The organism is Streptomyces sp. NPDC000983 (genome assembly GCF_040299205.1).
Taxonomy (GTDB): Bacteria; Actinomycetota; Actinomycetes; order Streptomycetales; family Streptomycetaceae; genus Streptomyces.
Genome location: NZ_JBEPBM010000025.1, coordinates 63,102 through 81,657, shown reverse-complemented (window position 1 = coordinate 81,657; position 18,556 = coordinate 63,102). Strand labels below are relative to the sequence as shown.

The following is an 18,556-nucleotide window of genomic DNA, read 5'->3' as shown; positions in this document are numbered from 1 at the left end:
GGACCCCGCGCCCAGGGCCCGTTGCCGCGGTGTCACCGGGAGCGGCGGACCGAGGCGAGCCGGTCGCGGCCCGTCCGCACGCCGTCCCCGATCCGGGTCACCAGCCGGGGCATCCGCTCGCGCTGCTCGGCGGAGACCCGGTCCAGCTCCTCCAGCAGCCGGCGCGAGCGGTGCTCGGTGTCCATCTCGTCGATGATCCGGTTCACCTCGGTCAGCACCGCGCCGTGCAGCTGCCACTGCCCCGGGTCGCGCCGGACCTCCTCCAGCAGCAGCCCGGCGAGCTTGTCCCGGGTCCCCGCCGCCCGGCGCAGTTCGGCGGTGAGCCGCTCCTCGGCGGACTCGGCGTTCTCGCTGACATGGGCGGTGACCAGCACCGCGAAACTCACCGTCGCGTCCGCGACCTCCGACAGCAGCCGCTCCAGCACCGCCCCGATCTCCGGCGCGAACAGGGGCTTCGCCCGGCGTTCCTTGGCGAGGTCGGTGAGGGTCCGCGCGATCACCCGCAGGACGACCGTGCAGATCTCCAGGGTGTCGAGACCGGTGCGCAGCACCACCCGGTGCAGCAGACCCTCACGGACCCGCGGATTGAACCGCACGCTGTCCTCGGCCTGCCGCAGCGCCGCGTCCACCTCGGCGATGTCGTGGTCCAGCCGGCGCGCCTCGTGCAGCCGGGCCGCCGCGCGCTCCACCGGGGTGTGGCCGGCGGCCTGCTCGCCCATCCGCAGCATCAGCTGCCGCAGCCGGCGAGCCAGGTCCTCCACGGACTCGCTCGCCTCGTCCACCCACACCGGCGGGGCGAGCAGCAGATTGCAGGCGAGCCCCACCACCGCGCCGATCAGCGTCTCCAGCACCCGCGCCCACGCCGTGTCCCCGACGGTCGTCACCCCGAGCACCAGCATCGCGCTGATCGCCACCTCGGGCACGTACTCGTCGACCCGGACCAGATGGCCGACGCCCAGCGATGCGATGATCAGCAGGCCCAGGCTCCACCAGGTCAGACCCACCAGCAGGCTGAAGGCGATGGCCACCAGGACCCCGGCCACTACGGAGTTCACCCGGCGCACCCCGTTGGTGAGGGTGGCGTAGAGGGTGACCTGGACGACCAGCAGGGCCGTCAGTGGTGCGGTGAGCGGGGCCTTCTCCGGGCTGAGGTGGAGGGCGATGACGTACGCGACCATCGCCGCGACGGCCGAGCGGAGGGTCTGGACGACCACCGGGTCCCGGCCGAGCCTCGCCAGCCGCTTCCGCGGCACCCGCCACCGTCGTGGGTCTCGCATGCTCGGGCCGTTCCCCTCTCGCTCAGCCGCGGGCGTGGCCGACCCTGTTCATCATCCCCGGCCCGGCGGCGTCCGTCCTGCGGAGCCGGCCCGGCCGCGCGCTCACACGTCGAGCTTGTCGAGGAAGGCCCGCAGGTTCCCCTCGGTGCGGGCGATCCGCTCCTCCACGGTGAGGCTCTCCTCCATACGGGAGCCGGAGTCCGGCTGCTTGCGGCCGCGCAGATAGAGCGAGCAGGCGAGGTCGGTGCACATGTACAGGCCGACCGAGTTGCCCTCGCGCCCGGCCGGGCCCGCCTTGCGGGCGGTCATCAGGGAGACCCCGCCGCCGCGATGGGTCGTCAGGCACAGGGAGCACATGCTGCGGTGCAGGAACCCGCGCCGGGAGGAGGGGAAGCGCAGGGTCACGCCGACGGTGCGGCCGTCCCGCTCGGTGACCAGGAAGCTGCGGTCGGGCGCGCCCGGATCCCGCCAGCCGAGGAAGTCCAGGTCGTCCCAGGGGAGCCGGTCCAGGTCCCGGGGCACGGTCAGCCGCTTGGCCTCGCCCTTGGAGCAGTTGACGAAGGAGCCGCGGATCTCGGGCTCGGTGAGTGCGCGCATGGTGGCCTTCCGGGGGTCGGTCCGTCGCGGTCGGGTAGGAATCCTAGGAGTCCTAGGTTTCTGGCTAAGGCTAATCGGCGGGATCTGGGAGAGGCCAGCCAATATCGGCCGCCCGTCCGTAGGCTGGGGCCCGGACACCCGGCGCACGCCGGTGACGGGGAGGGGCGGGACGTGACGGTGGACGGCTCGGCGCGGGGACGGGGCGGCGTGCCCACGGACAGCTGGGAGCGGGCCCGGCGGCTGCTGAGCGCGGGCGGCCTGGACGCCGGTGCGCTCACCGCCGTACGCCCGCTGGGCGGCGGGACGTACAACGAGGTCGAGGAGGTGCGGCTCGCCGACGGCACCCGGTACGTGCTGAAGGTGCCGCCGCCCGAGACGGTGCCGGGACTGGCGCACGAGCGCCGGCTGCTCGTCTCCGAGGCGGAGTTCTGCCGCGCGGCCGCCGCTGTCGCCGTACCCGTGCCGCGGGTCGTCGCCGCCACCGGACGCGAGCTGCTGATGACCGCCTGCCCCGGCGACCCCTGGGACGAGACGCTCCCCGACGCCGACCGGCGCCGGCTGCGCACCGAACTGGGCCGGGGGACGGCCCTGCTGCACACGGTCACCGGACCAGGCTTCGGCTACCCCTCCGGTGCCCTCGGACCCCTCGCCGCCGACTGGCGCACCGCCTTCACCGGCATGCTCGACGCCGTCCTCGACGACGCCCGCCGCTACCGCCCCTGGCTGCCCCGCCCCCTCGACGCGATCGCCGGACCGCTGCGGGCCGCCCTCGGCGCGCTCGACGCGGTGACCGAGCCGCGCCTGGTCCACTTCGACCTGTGGCCCGGCAACATCCTGGTGGACCGCTCCGGCGCCGAGCCCCGCATCGGCGGCCTGATCGACGGGGAGCGCATGTTCTGGGGCGACCCGGTCGCCGACCTCGTCTCGACGGCGCTGCTCGGCGACATCGCCGAGGACGCCGACTTCCTCGCCGGGTACCGGGAGGCCGGCGGCGTGATCGGGTTCGACCCCGCCACCCGGCTCCGGCTCGCCCTGTACCGTGCCTACCTGTACCTGATCATGCTCACCGAGACCGTGCCGCGCGCCGCCGACGAGGACGGGCTGGCCTGGAGACGGCAGTACGTCGGGCCGCAGCTGGAGGCCGCTCTCGACGAGATCTCCGGCCTCGGCCGCTGAGCCGGTATCTTCCAGCCCGACGGCGTGGTCGACACAGGGGGCGAGATGGTGGCGCGGAACAGGCGTACGGTGCGTGATCTGCGGCGGGAGAACCGCTCGGCCGTCCTTCAACGCCTCTACTTCGACGGGCCGCTCAGCCGCTTCGAGCTCGGACCCGCCACCGGGCTCAGCTCCGGCTCGGTCAGCAACGTCGCCGCCGACCTGCTCGCCGACGGGGTGCTGGAGGAGGCCGGCAACGTCGACTCCGACGGCGGCCGGCCCCGCACCCTGCTCAGGGTGGCGCCCGGCAGCGGCCACATGATCGGCGTGGACGTCGGCGAGACCCGCGTCCGGGTCGAGCTCTTCGACCTCGCCCTGACCGAACTCGCCCGATCCGAACGGCCGTTGGAGTCCGACGGATACGCGGTCGGGACCGTCGTCGGGCACATCCGGGACGCCGTCGCCGAGGTGCTCACCGCCGCTGAGATCGCCCCGGAACGGCTGCTCGGTGTCGGGATCGGCGTGCCGGGCATCGTCGAGCACAGCGCGGAGCGCGGGGCCGTCGTGCACGGGCAGACGGTCGGCTGGGACGGGGTCGCGCTGGAGGAACTGCTCCGCGAGGGCGGCGTCCTGCCCGCGTCCGTCCCGTACTTCGTCGACAACGGGGCCCGCACGCTCGGCCAGGCGGAGATGTGGTTCGGCGCCGGGCGGGGCGCCCGCAGCGCGATCGTCGTGCTGTTCGGCTCGGGCGTCGGCGCCTGCGTCGTCACGCCGGAGGCGGAGGACGGGCGGGCGGTCGAGGGCGGGCACCTGACGGTGCGGGTCGGCGGGCGGCGCTGCCGGTGCGGCGCGCTCGGCTGCCTGGAGGCGTACGCCGGTGCCGAGGCCCTGCTGGAGCGCTGGCGCGAGGCCGGCGGACGTCCGCCCCGGGGCGCCGACCAGGAGAGCGCCCTGGTCGCCCTGGTCGCCGCGGCGGAGCGGGACCCGGATGCGCGGGCGCTGCTGGCGGAGACCGCCGAGTACATCGGCGCGGGCCTGTCCGACCTGATCAACCTCTTCCAGCCGGAGCGGATCCTGATCGGCGGCTGGGCGGGGCTCCGGCTCGGTCCGGCCCTGCTGCCCGAGGTCCGCCGGCACGCGGCCGCGTACGCGCTGCGGTATCCCGCCGAGCGGGTCTCGGTGGACCTCGGCGGACTCGGCCCGGACGCGGTCACCGTCGGAGCGGCGATCCTGCCGCTCGCCGACTTCTTCGCGCACGGCGGCCGACGCGCCGAACCCGTCGCCGACGGACCGGAGCCCGCTTGGCGAGCGGCCCTGGAGGAACGCGCCCCGCGCTGAACGCGAAGGGCCCCGACCGCGACGGGGGAATCACGGTCGGGGCGACCAGGGGCGGGCACGGAGGGCGGTCGCCTCTCGGCGTACGGCTCCACAGGGCTTCAGCCGAACGATCGTCCCTGTGGGCGGGGGTGAGGCCCGGGGACACTGTCCCTTCCGTACCCACATGCGGTTCAACGGGTGAAGACACCCCGGTGTTCCCCGGTCTGTCGCGTTATCGCGTGATCCGGGTCACCCGGCCCGCGCCGGTGTCCGCCGCTCGTGCGTCCAGGCCAGCAGCTCCTGGCGGGTCCAGGTGGTGACCACGCGGTCCTCGGGCACCCCGCACTCCTCGGCCCGGGCACAGCCGAGGATCTGCCAGTCCAGCTGGCCGGGGGCGTGCGCGTCGGTGTCGACGGAGAACAGCACGCCGGCCGCCACCGCGCGCCGCAGCAGCCGGCGCGGCGGGTCGAGGCGCTCGGGCCGGCTGTTGATCTCCACGGCCGTGCCGGTCTCCGCGCAGGCGGCGAACACCTCGTCCGCGTCGAACCGCGACTCGTGCCGCTCCCGCCCGAGGATCAGCCGCCCGGTGCAGTGCCCGAGCACATCGGAGTGCGGATCGCGTACGGCGGCCACCATGCGCCGGGTCATCGCGCGGGCGTCCATCCGCAGCTTGGAGTGGACGGAGACCACCACCACGTCGAGCCGGCCCAGCAGCTGTGGGTCCTGGTCCAGCGAGCCGTCCTCCAGGATGTCGCACTCGATCCCGGTCAGCAGCCGGAACGGCGCCCAGGTCCCGTTCAGCGCCGCCACCACGTCCAACTGCTCGCGCAGCCGCTCCGCCGACAGACCCCGGGCCACCGTCAGCCGGGGGGAGTGGTCGGTCAGCGCCGCCCACTCGTGCCCGAGGGCGGCCGCGGTCCGGCCCATCTCCTGGATCGGGCTGCCGCCGTCCGACCAGTCGGAGTGCAGATGGCAGTCCCCGCGCAGCCGCGCCCGCAGCGCGGTCCCCGCGTCGCCCGGCAGGGGCTCGGCCCGCAGCAGCCCGTCCAGGTAGCCGGGCGCCTCACCGGCCAGCGCCTCGACGGCCACCCGCGCCGTCTTCGGCCCGACTCCCTTGAGCGACTCCAGCGTCCCGGCGGCCGCCCGCTCGCGCACCTCCGCCTCCGGCAGCGCCGCCAGTACCCGGGCCGCGGTGCGGAAGGCCCGTACCCGGTAGGCCGGTGCCAGGGAGCGCTCCAGCAGGAAGGCGATCCGCTCCAGTGCCTCCACGGGATCCATCGCCACCTCCACCCCCAGGGTTGCCCGGCGGCGGGGTGTCCGCACGGCGGACCGGCCGCCCGCAGGGTTCGGAACGGCCGGATCCGCTTTACGCTCTTTGCATGACCGAAATCGCGAGTCCGTACATCTCCCATCCGCGGATCATGGTGCTCGGGGTCCAGCCGGGCACGCCTCCGTTCCGGATCGTGGAGATCGACGGAATGGTGGTCGGTGAGGCCAAGGCCGTCACCGACGTCCTGTCCGCCGCGGCGGCGTTCGGCATCGTCGTCCACGACCTGGACGATCCCGATGTCGTGCGCTGGGTCGGCGGCGACAAGTTCACCTGGACCCGGCACTAGGACCCACCGGACTCAGCCGACCGTCCACTTCTGGTTGGCGCCGCTCGTGCAGGTCCACAGTTGCAGCCGGGTGCCGTTGGCCGTGTTGTTGCCGGTCACGTCCAGGCACTTGTCCGCCTGCGGATTGACGATGTCGCGCGCCCCCGTGACGGTCCAGCGCTGGTTGGGGCCGCCGGTGCAGTCCCACAGCTGGACGGTCGTGCCGTCCGCGGTGCCGTTCCCGGTCGCGTCCAGGCACTTGCCGAGCGCGCGGAGGGTGCCGTCCGCGCCGGCCGTCCACCGCTGGGCGCCGGTGCCGTTGCAGTCGTAAAGCTGTACGGGGGTTCCGTTTGCCGGGTTCGCCCCGGCGACGTCGACGCACTTGCCGGCCAGGCCCCTGATCGCGCCCCCGGTGGGGGAGTCGCCCGTGGTCACCGTGACGTGGTCGACGACCAGTTGCTGGGGCAGCACCGTGGAGCCGTCCGGGTCGCCGGGCCAGTAGCCGCCGACCGCCAGGTTGAGGATCAGGAAGAACGGCTTGTCGAACACCCAGCTCCGGCCGCCCAGGTCCGCAGGGGTGCGCCGCTGGTAGACGTTGCCGTCCACGGACCAGGTGATCGAGCCGGGGCTCCAGTCGACGGCGAAGGTGTGGAAGGCGTCCGCGAACGCCTGGCCGCCCGGCAGGGTGTACGCCCCGCCGATGCCGCCCGAGCCGGAGTAGCCGGGGCCGTGGATCGTGCCGTGGACCGTGGAGGGTTCGAACCCGACGTTCTCCATGATGTCGATCTCGCCCGAGGCCGGCCAGCCGACCTGCCCCAGGTCGTTGCCGAGCATCCAGAACGCGGGCCACATGCCCTGCCCGCGCGGGATCTTCATCCGCGCCTCGACATGGCCGTACTGCGCGGTGAACCTCCCCGCGGTGTTGAGCCGGGCCGAGGTGTACTGGCAGGTGCCGTACCAGCACTGGTAGTTGGCCGGGTTCTCGCGCCGGGCGGTGATGACGAGGTTGCCCTGGCCGTCCAGCGCGGCGTTGCGGTTGCCCGCCGTGTAGTACTGCCGTTCGTGGTTGTTGACGTTGTCGCCGGTCTCGATCTGCCACTTCGAGGAGTCGGCCGCGGCGCCTGCCGGTCCGTCGAAGGTGTCCGAGAACGTCACCGCGGCGGCCGCGGCCTCGGCGGCCCGGGCGTCCGGGGGCGCGGCCTCGGCGTGGCCCGCCTGTGCGGGGCCGGCCGCCAGCGACGCCGTGAGCACGGCGGACAGGGCGGCGAGGAGACAACCGCGCAAGGGGCGTGAGGGGATCATGGCGCTCCCTTCCGTGCGGCGGCCGGTGGGGGCCGGGGCGCCGCGGAGGTGGGGGGTGAAGGTGTCGCCTCTTGATTCAAGGCGTGAAGTAAGAGGTCGTCAATACTTTGGTCCGGACCATGAGTTACGGCAGGGTGACACCTGCGGCTTCCCGTCCGATGAGTGATGTGCGGGGTGGGTGTCGATCCATGGCGCGTCCGGTGCAGACGATGCGGCCGATGTGACGACCTTCACTCCCATGTAGCCGAAAGTGATGAATTCCTTACGCAACAGGTGCGTAAAGGACGGTAGGCAGCCGACGTGCGACATCTGGAGGTCTTTCGAGTGCGACCGTTCACCCTCAACTACGCCTACCCCAGCGGGCTGACGACGGTGGTGACGCCGTACCACTACGACGCCGCACTGCAGTTGAACGTCCTCTCCGACGGCCGGCCGGCCGTCCTGGACCGGGACCTGCTCCTCGCGGCCGGTACGACGGCCTCCACCGCCGGGTCCCAGACCCACTTCGACGACTGAGGAACCATCGGCGCATGACCGTACTGATCCTCACGTCCGAGGAGGACGTCACCGCGGACATGGTGGTGGCCGCGCTGCACGGCAGGGGCACGCCCGTACTGCGGCTGGACCCCGCCGACCTGCCCGGCAAGGCCGTGCTCTCCGCCGACTACGCGCACGGCGACTTCACCGGCCACCTCTCCGTCAACGGGCACGTGCTCAGCATGGGCGGGCTGCGCTCGGTGTGGGTGCGCAGGCCCGGCGAGCCGGCCGCGCACGCGGCGCACCCCTCGGCGTGGCTGACCGCGGAGACCCGCCAGGCGCTGTTCGGGATGCTCTACTCCGCCTCGGCGCGCTGGATGAACCACCCGCAGAACGCCGAGCGCGCCCGGCTCAAGCCCTGGCAGCTCGGGGTCGCCCACCGCAGCGGCTTCGCCGTGCCGCCGACCGTCTTCACGACCTCGCCGCGGCTGGCGCGGGAGTTCGCCGAGGAGCACCGCCAGGTGGTGGTCAAGTCCGCCTCTGGCCCGCCGCCCGGCGAACCCGGAGTGGCCCTGCCCACGACGCTGATCGGCCCGGACGCCGACTTCTCCGGCGTGGCGGCCGGCCCCGCGCTGCTCCAGCGCTACGTCCCCAAGCGCGCCGACATCCGTCTGACCGCCGTCGGCCTCCAACTGTTCGCCGCGCGCAAGACGGCCGCACCCGACTAGGTCGACGGACGCTACGGCGACACCGGGCACGCCTGGGAGCCGGTGGCCGTACCCGGACGCATCGCCGCCTCCGTGCGCGAGTACCTGGGCCTGGCGGCCCTGGCCTACGCCGCCTTCGACTTCGCCGAGGACGAGGACGGCGTCTGGTGGTTCCTGGAGTGCAACCAGGGCGGCCAGTTCGGCTTCGTGGAGCTTGAGACCGGACAGCCGATCGCCGCCGCGGTCGCCGACTGGCTGGCCTACCGCGCGGCGGACCGCCCCCTCGCCGGACGGCGCTGAGGCGGTGTGCGTGGCGTGTTCGTCCTACGGCCGCGGCTCCCGCTTGTGGACGGCCCGGCTCATCCGGCGGCCCAGCAGCAGATAACCGATCAGCGCGCCGGTCGTGTTGAGGATGACGTCGTCGATGTCGAAGGCGCGGCCGGTGATCAGGGCGCCCTGGGCGAACTCGACCATGAGCATCACCGTCGCCGTGAGCAGCAGCACCCTGAGCACTCCGCGTGCCTGGGGCGCGAGGACCGGGGCGAGCACACCGAAGGGGACGCCCAGCACCAGGTTCCCGCCGATCTGCTTGAAGGCGTCCCGCAGTTCGGGCTGGTCCAGATAGGCCCGCAGCGACCGGCCCGGGTGCAGGTTGGTGTGGGTCAGGGACTCCGAGGCCGGTGACGGCTGGAGGGTCAGCTTGGCGAGCACCACGGCGAACGCCACCATCAGCGTGAAGGCGCAGGCCACCGCCACGCAGCGGGCCAGTACCCGCAGCACGCCCGCGGAGCGGGACGTCTTGGCGGGCCCCCCGGCCGCCGGTGCGGATCTGCGGATGCGTGGGCGGCGCACCCCGGTGCGGGAGCTCAGGGCTGCACGAGCCATTCCTAGTCCTCCACTCTTGAACTTCTCTGTGGTGCGGTGCTGTTACCCGCGGTCCGGGCGACGATGCCGCCGCCCCGCACACCGGTCACGCCTTCCCGAAGACGACCTTCACCGTCTCGAACCCCAGGGAGTGCAACAGGCCCTTGAGCATGTCGCTGGTGTTGCCCTCGGCGCGCTCGGTCAGCGCGCTCTCCTTCGCGGCCGCGCCGATGTGCTTGGCGGCCAGCTTCTGCACGGCCTGCTCGCTGTTGGGGTTGTCGGAGAAGAGGTCACCGAGCCGGTCGAACAGCCCGCGCTGCTTGGAGACGGCGTAGGAGCGGTCGGGGTCGAGCGCCGGCTCGCCGAGTGCCGCGTGCGGCAGCCGGATCGTGGCGGACGTACGGTCCTCGTTGACCGTGATGTCCCTCTCGCCGACCTTGCCGAGGTCGACATAGGCGTCGACGCTGCCCGCCCCGACGTACAGCGTGCGGCTGCCGCGGATCGCGTCCGGCAGGTACTTGGCGTCCTTCTCCAGGTCGACGACGACCTGGAAGTTGCCGGAGGCGGCGTCGTAGCGGCTGATGTCCTGGATGGACTCCAGCAGCGCGGGGCCCGAGCGGTCGTGGGTCTCCGTACCGAACACGTCCTTCAGGCCCGGGAGCACACTCAGCCCGATCCCGGCGAACAGCACGGCGAGCACCACCACGACGGCGCTCACGGCCTTCGCCCAGCCGGGCAGGCGCCCGGGGAGGCGCTTGATGGGAGTCGTCATGGTGACGGCCCTCCTTCCTAATGACCGGATGCCCGCCAACGCCAGGGTGAGACCTGCCGGTTGGCCGAATGGCGCCAGCGAAGGAGGCGGACGGGGCGCATTGGTGTGAGCGGGTGCCGTCACCGGGGCGGTCGCCGTGCCCCGTGCGCCCTGTCCGGCGCCGTCGTGGCGGGGGCTACGGCTCAGTAGCATGAGGCCGGCCGTCAGACGATCATGCGAGGAGCGGATTCGTGCGAGACATCGCCGTGTTCAGCGGTAGCGCCCACCCCGAGCTGGCCGCGGAGGTCTGCGCGCATCTCGGTGTGCCCCTCAGTCCGACCCGGGTGAGCCGGTTCGCCAACGACTGTCTGGAGGTGCAGCTCCAGGCCAACTGCCGGGACCGGGACGTCTTCCTCGTCCAGCCGCTGGTCGCGCCGGTCCAGGAGCACCTGGTGGAGCTGCTGCTGATGTGCGACGCGGCCCGCGGGGCCTCCGCCGGGCGGATCACCGTCGTCATGCCGCACTACTCCTACGCCCGTTCCGACAAGAAGGACGCGCCCCGGATCTCGCTCGGCGGGCGGCTGGTGGCGGATCTGATGGTCGCGGCCGGCGCGAGCCGGGTCCTGGCGATGACCCTGCACTCGCCCCAGGTGCACGGCTTCTTCTCGGTCCCGGTGGACCATCTGCACGCGCTGCGCGAACTGGCCACCCACTTCCGCCGCCTGGACCTCTCCCGTACGACCGTCGTCTCGCCCGACCTCGGCAACGCCAAGGAGGCGGCCGCGTTCGCGCGGATGCTCGGCGCGCAGGTCGCGGCCGGCGCCAAACAGCGGTTCGCGGACGACCGGGTGAGCATCAACTCGGTGATCGGCGAGGTGGCCGACCGCGATGTCATCGTGCTGGACGACGAGATCGCCAAGGGCAGCACCGTCCTGGAACTCCTGGACCGACTGCGGGAGTTGGGGCCGCGCTCGATCCGGGTGGCCTGTACGCACGGCCTGTTCACCTCGGGCGCGCTCAAGCGGATCGGCGAGCAGCCGGACGTCCTGGAGATCGTGTGCACCAACACCGTGCCGGTGCCCGAGGAGGAGCGCACCGAGAAGCTGCGGGTGCTCACCGTCGCCCCGCAGCTCGCCGAGGCCGTACGCCGTATCCACAACGGAGAGTCCGTCAGCGCCCTGTTCGATGCGCCGCGCGACGAGTAGGGCCCGGTGCGCCGGGCGGACTCACACCGTGCCGGACGTGGCCCCGGGCCGGCCGAGGGCCGCGTCCAGCGTCGGATGCGGCGGCAGCAGCCGGGCCAGTCCGGTCAGCCGCAGTACCCGCACGACGAGCGGCTGGGCGCAGACCAGCCGGATCTCCCCGCCGTGGTCCAGGACCCGGGTGCGGGCCCGGTGCAGCAGCCGCAGCCCGGAACAGTCGAAGAACTCCACCGGCCGCAGGTCGATCACGATCCGCGCCCGGGGGACCGCCGTCAACCGGTCCAGGTGGGGGAGGAGTTCGGCCGCCGCGGCGATGTCGATCTCGCCGCGGAACTCCAGCACCGTGTGCTCCCGCTCCCGGCGGACCTGTAAGTGACGGGTGGGTGGAGCGGGTTCCTGCTGCACGACGACATCGCCTCCAACCTGCTCCTTCGATGGTGGGGCGGCAGGTCACCGCCAGGCCGGGGTGACATCGTGCGGCGAGCGCACGAGCGCAGGACCGTCACCGGGCGCCGAGATGAGAGCAAAACCGTTCCCCGCACTGCAAGTTACCCTCGATGGAGTGAATCAGAGCATGTTCGATTGACATATGTCTTTGAATCGCACAGAGATCGTCCGAGACTTCGGTCTCACCGGGTTGCGCGCGGCCCCCGCGCCGTCCTCACCGGGTGCCCGCCGCCCCCGCACCGGCCTCGGCGGGCACCGGCGGCCGCTGAACGTTCTCGGCCCCCATGGCGTCGGAGGAGTGAGCAGGGCGTCGGCGGACAGGGGTGGTCATGCGTACGGGGCTGATGGCGGTGGCGTTCGTGGTGGCGGTGACCGCGGTGGGCTGCACCGACGACGGGGAGGGCGTGGTCGTCGAGGGCTCCGCGCCCGGGACGCCGTACAGCGGTCCGCTGCACGTCGACGCGCCCGACCTCGACGAGGACGGCCGGCGGGCGACCCGGATCGAGTCCGGCGCGGCGGGACGCGCCCTGGAGTGCGACGGGGAGATCTACTCCGGCGGCGGCAGCGAGCCGTGGAGCGAGGGGGACGGCGGCTCCACCCCCGAGGAGGGGCTGGCGGCCTACTTCGACATCGAGCAGCCCGACGTGCCGCGCACCGGCTACCGCGAGGAGCGCCGCGACGGGGGCCGGGTGCTGTACTCCCTCGACGTCGGGGGCCGTACCAAGGTTGCCGTCATCGTCGCCGAGGACGGGAGGAACCGGCCCGGCTGGGGCGCCGAGACCAGCGCCTCCTGCGATCCGGCCGAACTCCCCGAGAGCTTCACCGACGGTCAGTGGTACGAGATCTGGACCGGCCGGGACGGCCGCCGGGTACCGATCACCGAGGTGCACAGCAGCGTGGGCCCCGAACACTGCGACTGGCAGTCGGCGCACTTCCTGTCCACCGGCGACGGCGAGGACGGGCGCCTCTACGCCCGCGACCCCTCCGACGTCCTGCCGCCCGGCTCGCTCTCCATGCCCTACGACGGCGACGCGCGCCTGCCCGCAGACGCCCGCGACACCGGATTCCGTTACGAGGGACGGGAGTTGTGGCTGGTCGACGACGACCCGTCCCGGGTGTACATCCGCACCGCGGACGGTGTGGAGATCTGGCCCCGGGTGAACGACGGCTTCGGCTGCGCCTGATTTCCGGGCGGCCACAGGCGCGTTGGGGTCCCTCTGCCGCCCGCTCACCTGCTCGCGTGCAGCGCGACCAGCAACTGCCAGACCTGGTGGGCCACTTCCGTGGAGCCGGTGTCGATCATCCCGTGCAGCCAGTCGGCCAGCACCCCGGCGAAGGTGGCGGCCACGGCGGACGCGACGAGGGGGGCGTCCGCCGCGCCGGCCAGTTCCCGCTCGCGCAGGCTGTACGCCCGGAGGTCCCGGTGCAGGACGCGGCCGAGCGGGCCGCCCCCGCCGGGGGTGAGCAGCTCCCGGTAGAGCGCCGTGTGCGGGGTGAGCGAGGCGAAGAACTCCACCAGCGCGGCGGGCGCGTGCACCGGGTCGGGGCGGCCCCGCCAGGCGTGCAGCGCCTCCACCGCCTCGCGCACCACATCGGCGCAGGCGTCGACGGCCAGTGCCTCCAGCGCGTCGTAGTGCAGGTAGAACGTGGCCCGGCCGACCCCGGCCCGGCGCACCACCGCGGCGACCGTGACCCTGGACAGGGGCCGCTCGGCGCACTCCTCGAACAGGGCCAGGCGTAGCCGCTCCCGGGTGCGCGCCGCCCGCGGGTCCTCGGGCGCGGGGCCGCTCACCCGGCGGCCAGGACCGCGGCCAGCGCCAGCGCACCCGGCAGGGCCTGCGCCACCAGGATGCGGGGGTTGGCGGTGGCCGCGCCGAACACGCCCGCGACGACCACGCAGACCAGGAAGAAGACCTGGACGCGGTGGCCGGTGGGGTCGGCGGCGATCAGGCCCCAGATCAGCCCGGCCGCCAGGAACCCGTTGTACAGGCCCTGGTTGGCGGCCATCGGGGCGGTCGCGCGGGCCGTCTCGGGATCGAATCCGTGCAGGGACCGGCCTGGCTTCTTCTGCCACAGGAACATCTCCAGCACCAGGATGTAGAGGTGCAGCGCGGCCACCAGGCCCACCAGCACGTTCGCCGAGGTCTCCATGAATCTTCCCTCTCCCTTTCCTGGACGGGTGTCCAGCATACCTGGACATCTGTCCAGTTCGATTTGGCCGATTCGTGGCGGAGAGTGACGGAAGCCGCACCTCCCTTGACCGGGTGTGGTTGATCCTTTTGCCTGCGAACCCGATAAGCTCCCGTACGGCACCGCGAGTTGACCTCTTCGTGACCGGTCTCGCGCGGTGCGTACTCGTGAGTGCGCCCTTGCACACCCCCCTGTTTTCGATGGTGTTGGTTCGAAGGATGCAGATGGAACTCGCCACTCCGCCGCCGGCGGCGCGGGCCCCTGTCGCCTGGTACAGCTGGTGGCTCATGCCGCTCGCTTTAGGCGGCGGGACGGTAGCCGCGACATTCATGAGCTCCGAGCGCATAGCCGTGGCAGCGGCCGGAGCGGCCGCCACCGCGGCGGGCACCCTGTGCGTGCGGCTGCTGGTCCGCACCCGGACCCGCCTCGGCCGGGCCGAGATCGGCTTCCGCGCCCAGCAGGCCGAGCACTCCCAGCAGTGGCAGCAGCACGTGGCCTCTCTGGAGCGGAAGTTCGCCGCCGAGCGGGTCGCCCAGGAGGGCGAACGCGCCTCCGCCGAGGGCCACCTCGCCGAGCAGGCCGGCGCCTACGAGGCCCAACTGGCCGAGCAGGCAAGGGCGTTCGAGGAACGCCTGGCCGCGCAGGCCCAGTCCTACGAGGCCCAGCTGGCCGACCAGGCCGAGGTTTTCAGGGAGCAGTTGGCCCATCAGCACGACGCGGTCGCCCTGCTCGCCGGGGAGCAACTGCCCCAGGCGCTGGAGCGGTTGCGCGCCGGTGACGCGGTCGACGACCTGCTGCCGGCCACCCGCCGGGACGCTGCGGTCGGTCCGGAGCTCCAGGCCGAGCTGCGCAAGGTGCTCAGGACCTCCCTGATGGGCGTCGAGGCGGAGTTCAACCGCTCGACCTCCGCCGAGCAGGCCGTGATCAGCATCGGCAACCGCATCCACGTCCTGACCAGCAAGCTGCGCGGCCGGCTGCACGAGATGCAGGGCGAGCACGGGCGGCTGCCGTCCGTGGCGCGCGGTCTGATGGAGCTCGACCAGGCCATCGGCCCGGCCGACTGTCTCGCCGCCAGCGTCGGCGTGCTCGGCGGTTCGGACCGGCCCGGACGGCAGTGGCAGGAGCCCCAGCGACTGCTCAGCGTGGTCCGCGGTGGCATCGGCCGGATCAAGGACTTCCACCGGGTCGAGGTACGGCATCTGCCCGAACTCGGCGTCGACGGCGGCCTGGTGGACCACCTCACGCTGATCTTCGCGCACCTGCTGGACAACGCGGCGCGCTACTCGCCGCCCACCGAGCCGGTGGTCGTCTCCGGCAAGGAGGTGCCGAACGGTGTCGGCATCGAGATCCAGGACTCCGGCAAGGGCCTGAGCGAGGAGAAGAAGCGCGAGGCCGAGCACGCGCTCCTGGGCACCGCGCCCGGCGCCGGTCTGGGCGGCGTCTCCGAGGACGCCAGCATCGGCCTGCGCGTCGTCGGCGCTCTGGCCCGCCGCTACGGCATCCGCGTCACCTACGCGGACTCGCCGTGGCTGGGCACCTCGGTGGTCGTCGTGGTCCCGCACAAGTACTTCAGCCCGCTGCCCGCGGCCGCCCCGGTCACCCCCCCGGCGGCCCCGTCGGCCGCCCCCGCGGCCGCGACGGAACTGCCGACCCGCACCGCCGTCACCCCGGCCGGTACGGAGGCGCGCCCGGACGTGGAGACCACGCCCGGGGGCCTGCCCCGGCGGCGCAGCAGGCGCGGCGAGCCGGCCCGCCCCGAGCCGGCCGAGCGCGCCGAGCGGGCGGAGCGCGGCGAGGGCACCGCGGTCGCGGCGGTTCCGCCGGACGCGTCCTTCGCCGGTCTCGCCGCCTTCGCCACGGCGGGCCGGGAGCCCGCCACGAGCGGGACCGCCGAGGGCCCCGAGGCGACCGCGGGGCGCGAGTCCACCGAGCACCAGACTGAAGAGAGCGACAAGTCCGCATGACGCAGCAGGGAACCGACGTGAGCTGGGCGCTCCGCGATCTCGTGGAGTCCATCCCGGAGATCCGTTTCGCCCTGGTGGCCTCCAGCGACGGCAAGGCCATCACCTCCTACGGCGCCGAAGACCCCGACGACGTGGACCGGTTCGCCGCCGTGGTCGCCGGGCTCCAGGCGCTGGCCCAGCCGGTCGCCGAGCAGTTCCCCAAGTACGCGGGGCAGTTGCGGCTGGCGATGATCGAGGTCGACGGCGGCCACCTGTTCGTCGTACGGGCCGGTGTCGAGACCTACCTGGGCGTCCTCGCCCGGGAGGGACTCGACCAGGGGCTGCTCGGACATCAGATGAGGGATCTGGCGCGGAGGATGGGCGAACTGCTCGGCACCACCCCGCGCCTGGAGGAGCACTCTGGATGAGTGCCCCCCGCCGGCCCACGGACCCTCCCCCGAGCTCTCGGCACCGCTCGAGCTGGGGGGACCCCCAAGGTCTCGAGCGCTACTACGTCCTCACCAAGGGGCGCAGCGGACCGGGCGGTTCGTCGTCGAGCCTTGACGTGGCGACGCTCATCGTCTCCCGCGCGGCCCCCGGACCGGGCCTGCAGCACGAGCACGAGGAGATCCTCCGGCGCTGCCGCGATCCGCTGTCGGTGGCCGAACTCGGCGCCCACCTCGGATTACCGTTCAACATTCTCGCGGTGCTGCTGGCGGACCTGCTCGAGGCAGGCCGCGTGGAAGCCCGTGACCCCATCCCGGTGCACGGCGCCGGTCGCGGGCCCGACCTCGCGCTGCTTGAGGAGGTACTCAGTGGACTTGAAAGGCTTTGACCACCCCGGGGAGCCGGCGGGGTCGGGCGGCACCCGCTCGGTGAAGGTGATGATCGCCGGCGGGTTCGGCACCGGGAAGACCACCATGGTGCGTTCCGTGAGCGACATCAAGCCGCTCACCACGGAGGAGACCCTCACCCAGGCGAGCGCCGACGTCGACCACCTGATCGGGGTGGCCGACAAGACGGAGACCACCGTCAGCCTCGACTTCGGCAAGATCAGCCTCAACGACACCCTGATGCTGTACCTGTTCGGCACCCCGGGCCAGGAACGCTTCTGGTTCCTGTGGAACGGCCTGTTCAAGGGGGCGCTCGGCGCGGTCGTGCTGGTGGACACCCGCCGGCTCGCCTCCAGCTTCCGGGCGATCGAGGAGATGGAGCGGCAGGACGTGCCCTTCGTCATCGCCCTCAACGTCTTCCCGGACTCCACCGACCACCCCATCGAGGAGATACGGGACGCCCTCGACGTCCCGGAGCACACCCCGATCGTGGTCTGCGACGCCCGGGACCGGTCCTCCAGCCGGGATGTGCTGATCACCCTGATGCGCCATCTCAAGGAACGCTCCACCGCAGCCCTGGAGCCGCGATGAACGACCAGAACCCCGAGAGCCCGGCCGGCCCCGACACCCCGCGCGGCTGCCCGGTCGCGCACCGCTCCACGGAACCGGTCCGGCTGTACGGCCCCGAGGCGGCGACCGACCCGCACGGCATCTACGAGCGGCTGCGCAAGGAGCACGGCTCGGTCGCGCCGGTGCTGCTGGAGGGCGACATCGCCGCCTGGCTGGTGCTGGGCTACCGGGACAGCCGGCGTGTGCTCGACAACCCCCGACAGTTCGCCCGGGACGGACGGATCTGGCGGGACTGGCGGGAGGGCCGGGTCGCGGAGACCTCCCCGCTGGTGCCGATGCTCGCCTGGCGCCCCGACTGCGTGTCCCAGGACGGCGAGGCCCACCGCAGGCTGCGCGGCGCGGTCAGTGACAGCCTCCAGGCCGCCGCCGACCGCGGCATCCGGCGCCACGCCACGCACTTCGCCAACAAGCAGATCGATGCGTTCGCCGATGCCGGCCGCGCCGATCTGGTCGCGGACTACGCCGAACTGCTGCCGATGCTCGTCACCGCCCGCATCCTGGGGCTCGCCGAGGCCGAGGGGCGCCGCCTGGTCGCGTCCTGCGCCCAGGTGATGAAGGGCGGCGAGGACGCCGTCACGCACGACGGAGTGATCCGGGAGATCTTCGGCGAACTCGCCGAGCGCAGGCGGACCGAGCCCGCCTCCGACCTCGCCACCGGTCTGCTGGAGCACCACGCGGGCCTCGACCACGACGAGGTCGTGGCGCACCTGCGCGCGGTGCTGATCGCCGCGCACGTCACGACCAGCCTCCTGGCCCGGGTGCTGGAGCTGGTCCTGACCGACTCGGCCCGGCTCTCCGGCCTGATCAGCGGCCAGCTGACCATCACGGCGGTGATGGAGGAGGCCATGTGGAACCATCCGCCGCTGGCCGTCCTGCCGGGGCGTTTCGCGGCCGGCGACGTCGAACTGGGCGGGCACTCCATCGAGGAGGGCGACCTGCTCGTGCTCGGTCTCGCCCCGGGCAACCACGACCCCGAGGTGCGGCCGGACCCGAGCGCCTCCGTGCAGGGCAACCAGGCCCACCTGGCGTTCGGTTCGGGACCGCACGAGTGCCCCGGGCAGAGCATCGGCATGTCCATCATCGAGGTCGCGGTCGACGTGTTGCTGCACCGTCTGCCGGGCCTGCGCCTGGCCGTGCCGCCGGAGGAACTCGGCGCGACCGCCTCCACCTGGATGTCCCTGCTGGACAGCCTCCCGGTCGAGTTCACGGTCTAGAACCCAGGACCCGTACGCACGCCGCTGCCCGGCCGGACCACCCGGCCGGGCAGCG

The 18,556-nt window shown here is 72.9% G+C and carries 20 protein-coding genes and 1 pseudogene; 12 read left to right on the top strand and 9 right to left on the bottom strand.

The features are described 5' to 3' along the window. Positions 1 to 32: 32 nt before the first annotated feature. Positions 33 to 1,277, bottom strand: coding sequence for an aromatic acid exporter family protein (locus tag ABT296_RS26145; RefSeq protein WP_351931073.1), 1,245 nt, complete (start codon positions 1,275 to 1,277; stop codon positions 33 to 35). A 102-nt stretch (positions 1,278 to 1,379) separates the two neighbouring features. Continuing rightward, complete coding sequence (locus ABT296_RS26140; protein WP_351931072.1) at positions 1,380 to 1,874, bottom strand: FBP domain-containing protein; 495 nt, start codon at positions 1,872 to 1,874, stop codon at positions 1,380 to 1,382. 207 nt (positions 1,875 to 2,081) lie between these two features. Between ABT296_RS26140 and ABT296_RS26135 the strand changes: the two genes are divergently transcribed. Together ABT296_RS26135 and ABT296_RS26130 are read left to right on the top strand one after the other, a co-directional pair. After that, positions 2,082 to 3,050, top strand: a complete 969-nt coding sequence (locus ABT296_RS26135) for a phosphotransferase family protein (protein ID WP_351931071.1) — start codon at positions 2,082 to 2,084, stop codon at positions 3,048 to 3,050. Between the two features lie 45 nt (positions 3,051 to 3,095). Next, positions 3,096 to 4,367 (top strand): ROK family protein, encoded by a 1,272-nt coding sequence (locus ABT296_RS26130; RefSeq protein ID WP_351931107.1) that lies wholly within the window; start codon positions 3,096 to 3,098, stop codon positions 4,365 to 4,367. A gap of 228 nt (positions 4,368 to 4,595) precedes the next feature. Here the strand turns inward: ABT296_RS26130 and ABT296_RS26125 are convergent, their stop codons facing one another. After that, complete coding sequence (locus ABT296_RS26125; RefSeq protein ID WP_351931070.1) at positions 4,596 to 5,624, bottom strand: PHP domain-containing protein; 1,029 nt, start codon at positions 5,622 to 5,624, stop codon at positions 4,596 to 4,598. Between the two features lie 101 nt (positions 5,625 to 5,725). Between ABT296_RS26125 and ABT296_RS26120 the strand changes: the two genes are divergently transcribed. After that, positions 5,726 to 5,962 carry a hypothetical protein gene (locus tag ABT296_RS26120; protein ID WP_351931069.1) on the top strand — a complete coding sequence of 79 codons (237 nt, stop codon included), beginning with the start codon at positions 5,726 to 5,728 and terminating at the stop codon, positions 5,960 to 5,962. Between the two features lie 12 nt (positions 5,963 to 5,974). On the opposite strand, the gene ABT296_RS26115 is transcribed toward ABT296_RS26120, so the two are convergent. Beyond that, the gene (locus ABT296_RS26115) at positions 5,975 to 7,243 is read right to left on the bottom strand and encodes a ricin-type beta-trefoil lectin domain protein (RefSeq protein WP_351931068.1); all 1,269 of its coding nucleotides are present in this window, start codon (positions 7,241 to 7,243) and stop codon (positions 5,975 to 5,977) included. 324 nt (positions 7,244 to 7,567) lie between these two features. On the opposite strand from ABT296_RS26115, the gene tgmA reads away from it, so the two are divergent. Further along, positions 7,568 to 7,759 carry a putative ATP-grasp-modified RiPP gene (gene tgmA, locus ABT296_RS26110; protein ID WP_351931067.1) on the top strand — a complete coding sequence of 64 codons (192 nt, stop codon included), beginning with the start codon at positions 7,568 to 7,570 and terminating at the stop codon, positions 7,757 to 7,759. Positions 7,760 to 7,773: 14 nt separating this feature from the next. After that, positions 7,774 to 8,727, top strand: a pseudogene (gene tgmB / locus ABT296_RS26105) (ATP-grasp ribosomal peptide maturase). A 24-nt stretch (positions 8,728 to 8,751) separates the two neighbouring features. On the opposite strand, the gene ABT296_RS26100 reads toward tgmB, so the two are convergent. Further along, complete coding sequence (locus tag ABT296_RS26100) at positions 8,752 to 9,312, bottom strand: VanZ family protein (RefSeq protein ID WP_351931066.1); 561 nt, start codon at positions 9,310 to 9,312, stop codon at positions 8,752 to 8,754. 85 nt (positions 9,313 to 9,397) lie between these two features. After that, on the bottom strand, positions 9,398 to 10,063 hold the full coding sequence (locus ABT296_RS26095; RefSeq protein WP_351931065.1) for a DUF4230 domain-containing protein: 666 nt from the start codon (positions 10,061 to 10,063) through the stop codon (positions 9,398 to 9,400). Between the two features lie 230 nt (positions 10,064 to 10,293). On the opposite strand from ABT296_RS26095, the gene ABT296_RS26090 reads away from it, so the two are divergent. Beyond that, positions 10,294 to 11,247: a ribose-phosphate diphosphokinase gene (locus ABT296_RS26090; protein ID WP_351931064.1), complete on the top strand. Its 954-nt coding sequence runs from the start codon at positions 10,294 to 10,296 to the stop codon at positions 11,245 to 11,247. Between the two features lie 21 nt (positions 11,248 to 11,268). Here the strand turns inward: ABT296_RS26090 and ABT296_RS26085 are convergent, their stop codons facing one another. After that, positions 11,269 to 11,586, bottom strand: coding sequence for an anti-sigma factor antagonist (locus tag ABT296_RS26085; protein ID WP_502977324.1), 318 nt, complete (start codon positions 11,584 to 11,586; stop codon positions 11,269 to 11,271). A 434-nt stretch (positions 11,587 to 12,020) separates the two neighbouring features. Between ABT296_RS26085 and ABT296_RS26080 the strand changes: the two genes are divergently transcribed. Beyond that, the gene (locus ABT296_RS26080; RefSeq protein WP_351931062.1) at positions 12,021 to 12,875 is read left to right on the top strand and encodes a hypothetical protein; all 855 of its coding nucleotides are present in this window, start codon (positions 12,021 to 12,023) and stop codon (positions 12,873 to 12,875) included. 44 nt (positions 12,876 to 12,919) lie between these two features. Here the strand turns inward: ABT296_RS26080 and ABT296_RS26075 are convergent, their stop codons facing one another. Beyond that, a complete protein-coding gene (locus ABT296_RS26075; protein WP_351931061.1) occupies positions 12,920 to 13,483 on the bottom strand; it encodes a TetR/AcrR family transcriptional regulator in 564 nt (187 codons plus the stop codon). Then, positions 13,480 to 13,842 (bottom strand): DUF1304 domain-containing protein, encoded by a 363-nt coding sequence (locus tag ABT296_RS26070; RefSeq protein WP_351931060.1) that lies wholly within the window; start codon positions 13,840 to 13,842, stop codon positions 13,480 to 13,482. The genes ABT296_RS26075 and ABT296_RS26070 overlap by 4 nt, the downstream gene beginning before the upstream one ends. Positions 13,843 to 14,105: 263 nt before the next feature. On the opposite strand from ABT296_RS26070, the gene ABT296_RS26065 reads away from it, so the two are divergent. From ABT296_RS26065 to ABT296_RS26045, 5 genes are read left to right on the top strand one after another with little or no spacing between them, the layout of a single operon-like run. Then, a complete protein-coding gene (locus ABT296_RS26065; RefSeq protein ID WP_351931059.1) occupies positions 14,106 to 15,845 on the top strand; it encodes an ATP-binding protein in 1,740 nt (579 codons plus the stop codon). Next, positions 15,842 to 16,252, top strand: a complete 411-nt coding sequence (locus tag ABT296_RS26060; protein ID WP_015655861.1) for a roadblock/LC7 domain-containing protein — start codon at positions 15,842 to 15,844, stop codon at positions 16,250 to 16,252. The genes ABT296_RS26065 and ABT296_RS26060 overlap by 4 nt, the downstream gene beginning before the upstream one ends. Beyond that, on the top strand, positions 16,249 to 16,659 hold the full coding sequence (locus tag ABT296_RS26055; protein WP_351931058.1) for a DUF742 domain-containing protein: 411 nt from the start codon (positions 16,249 to 16,251) through the stop codon (positions 16,657 to 16,659). Before ABT296_RS26060 ends, ABT296_RS26055 begins: the two co-directional genes overlap by 4 nt. Beyond that, entirely contained in the window at positions 16,640 to 17,248 is a 609-nt protein-coding gene (locus tag ABT296_RS26050) for a GTP-binding protein (RefSeq protein ID WP_351931057.1), read from the top strand. The genes ABT296_RS26055 and ABT296_RS26050 overlap by 20 nt, the downstream gene beginning before the upstream one ends. Beyond that, positions 17,245 to 18,501, top strand: a complete 1,257-nt coding sequence (locus tag ABT296_RS26045) for a cytochrome P450 (protein WP_351931056.1) — start codon at positions 17,245 to 17,247, stop codon at positions 18,499 to 18,501. Before ABT296_RS26050 ends, ABT296_RS26045 begins: the two co-directional genes overlap by 4 nt. Positions 18,502 to 18,556 lie beyond the last annotated feature (55 nt).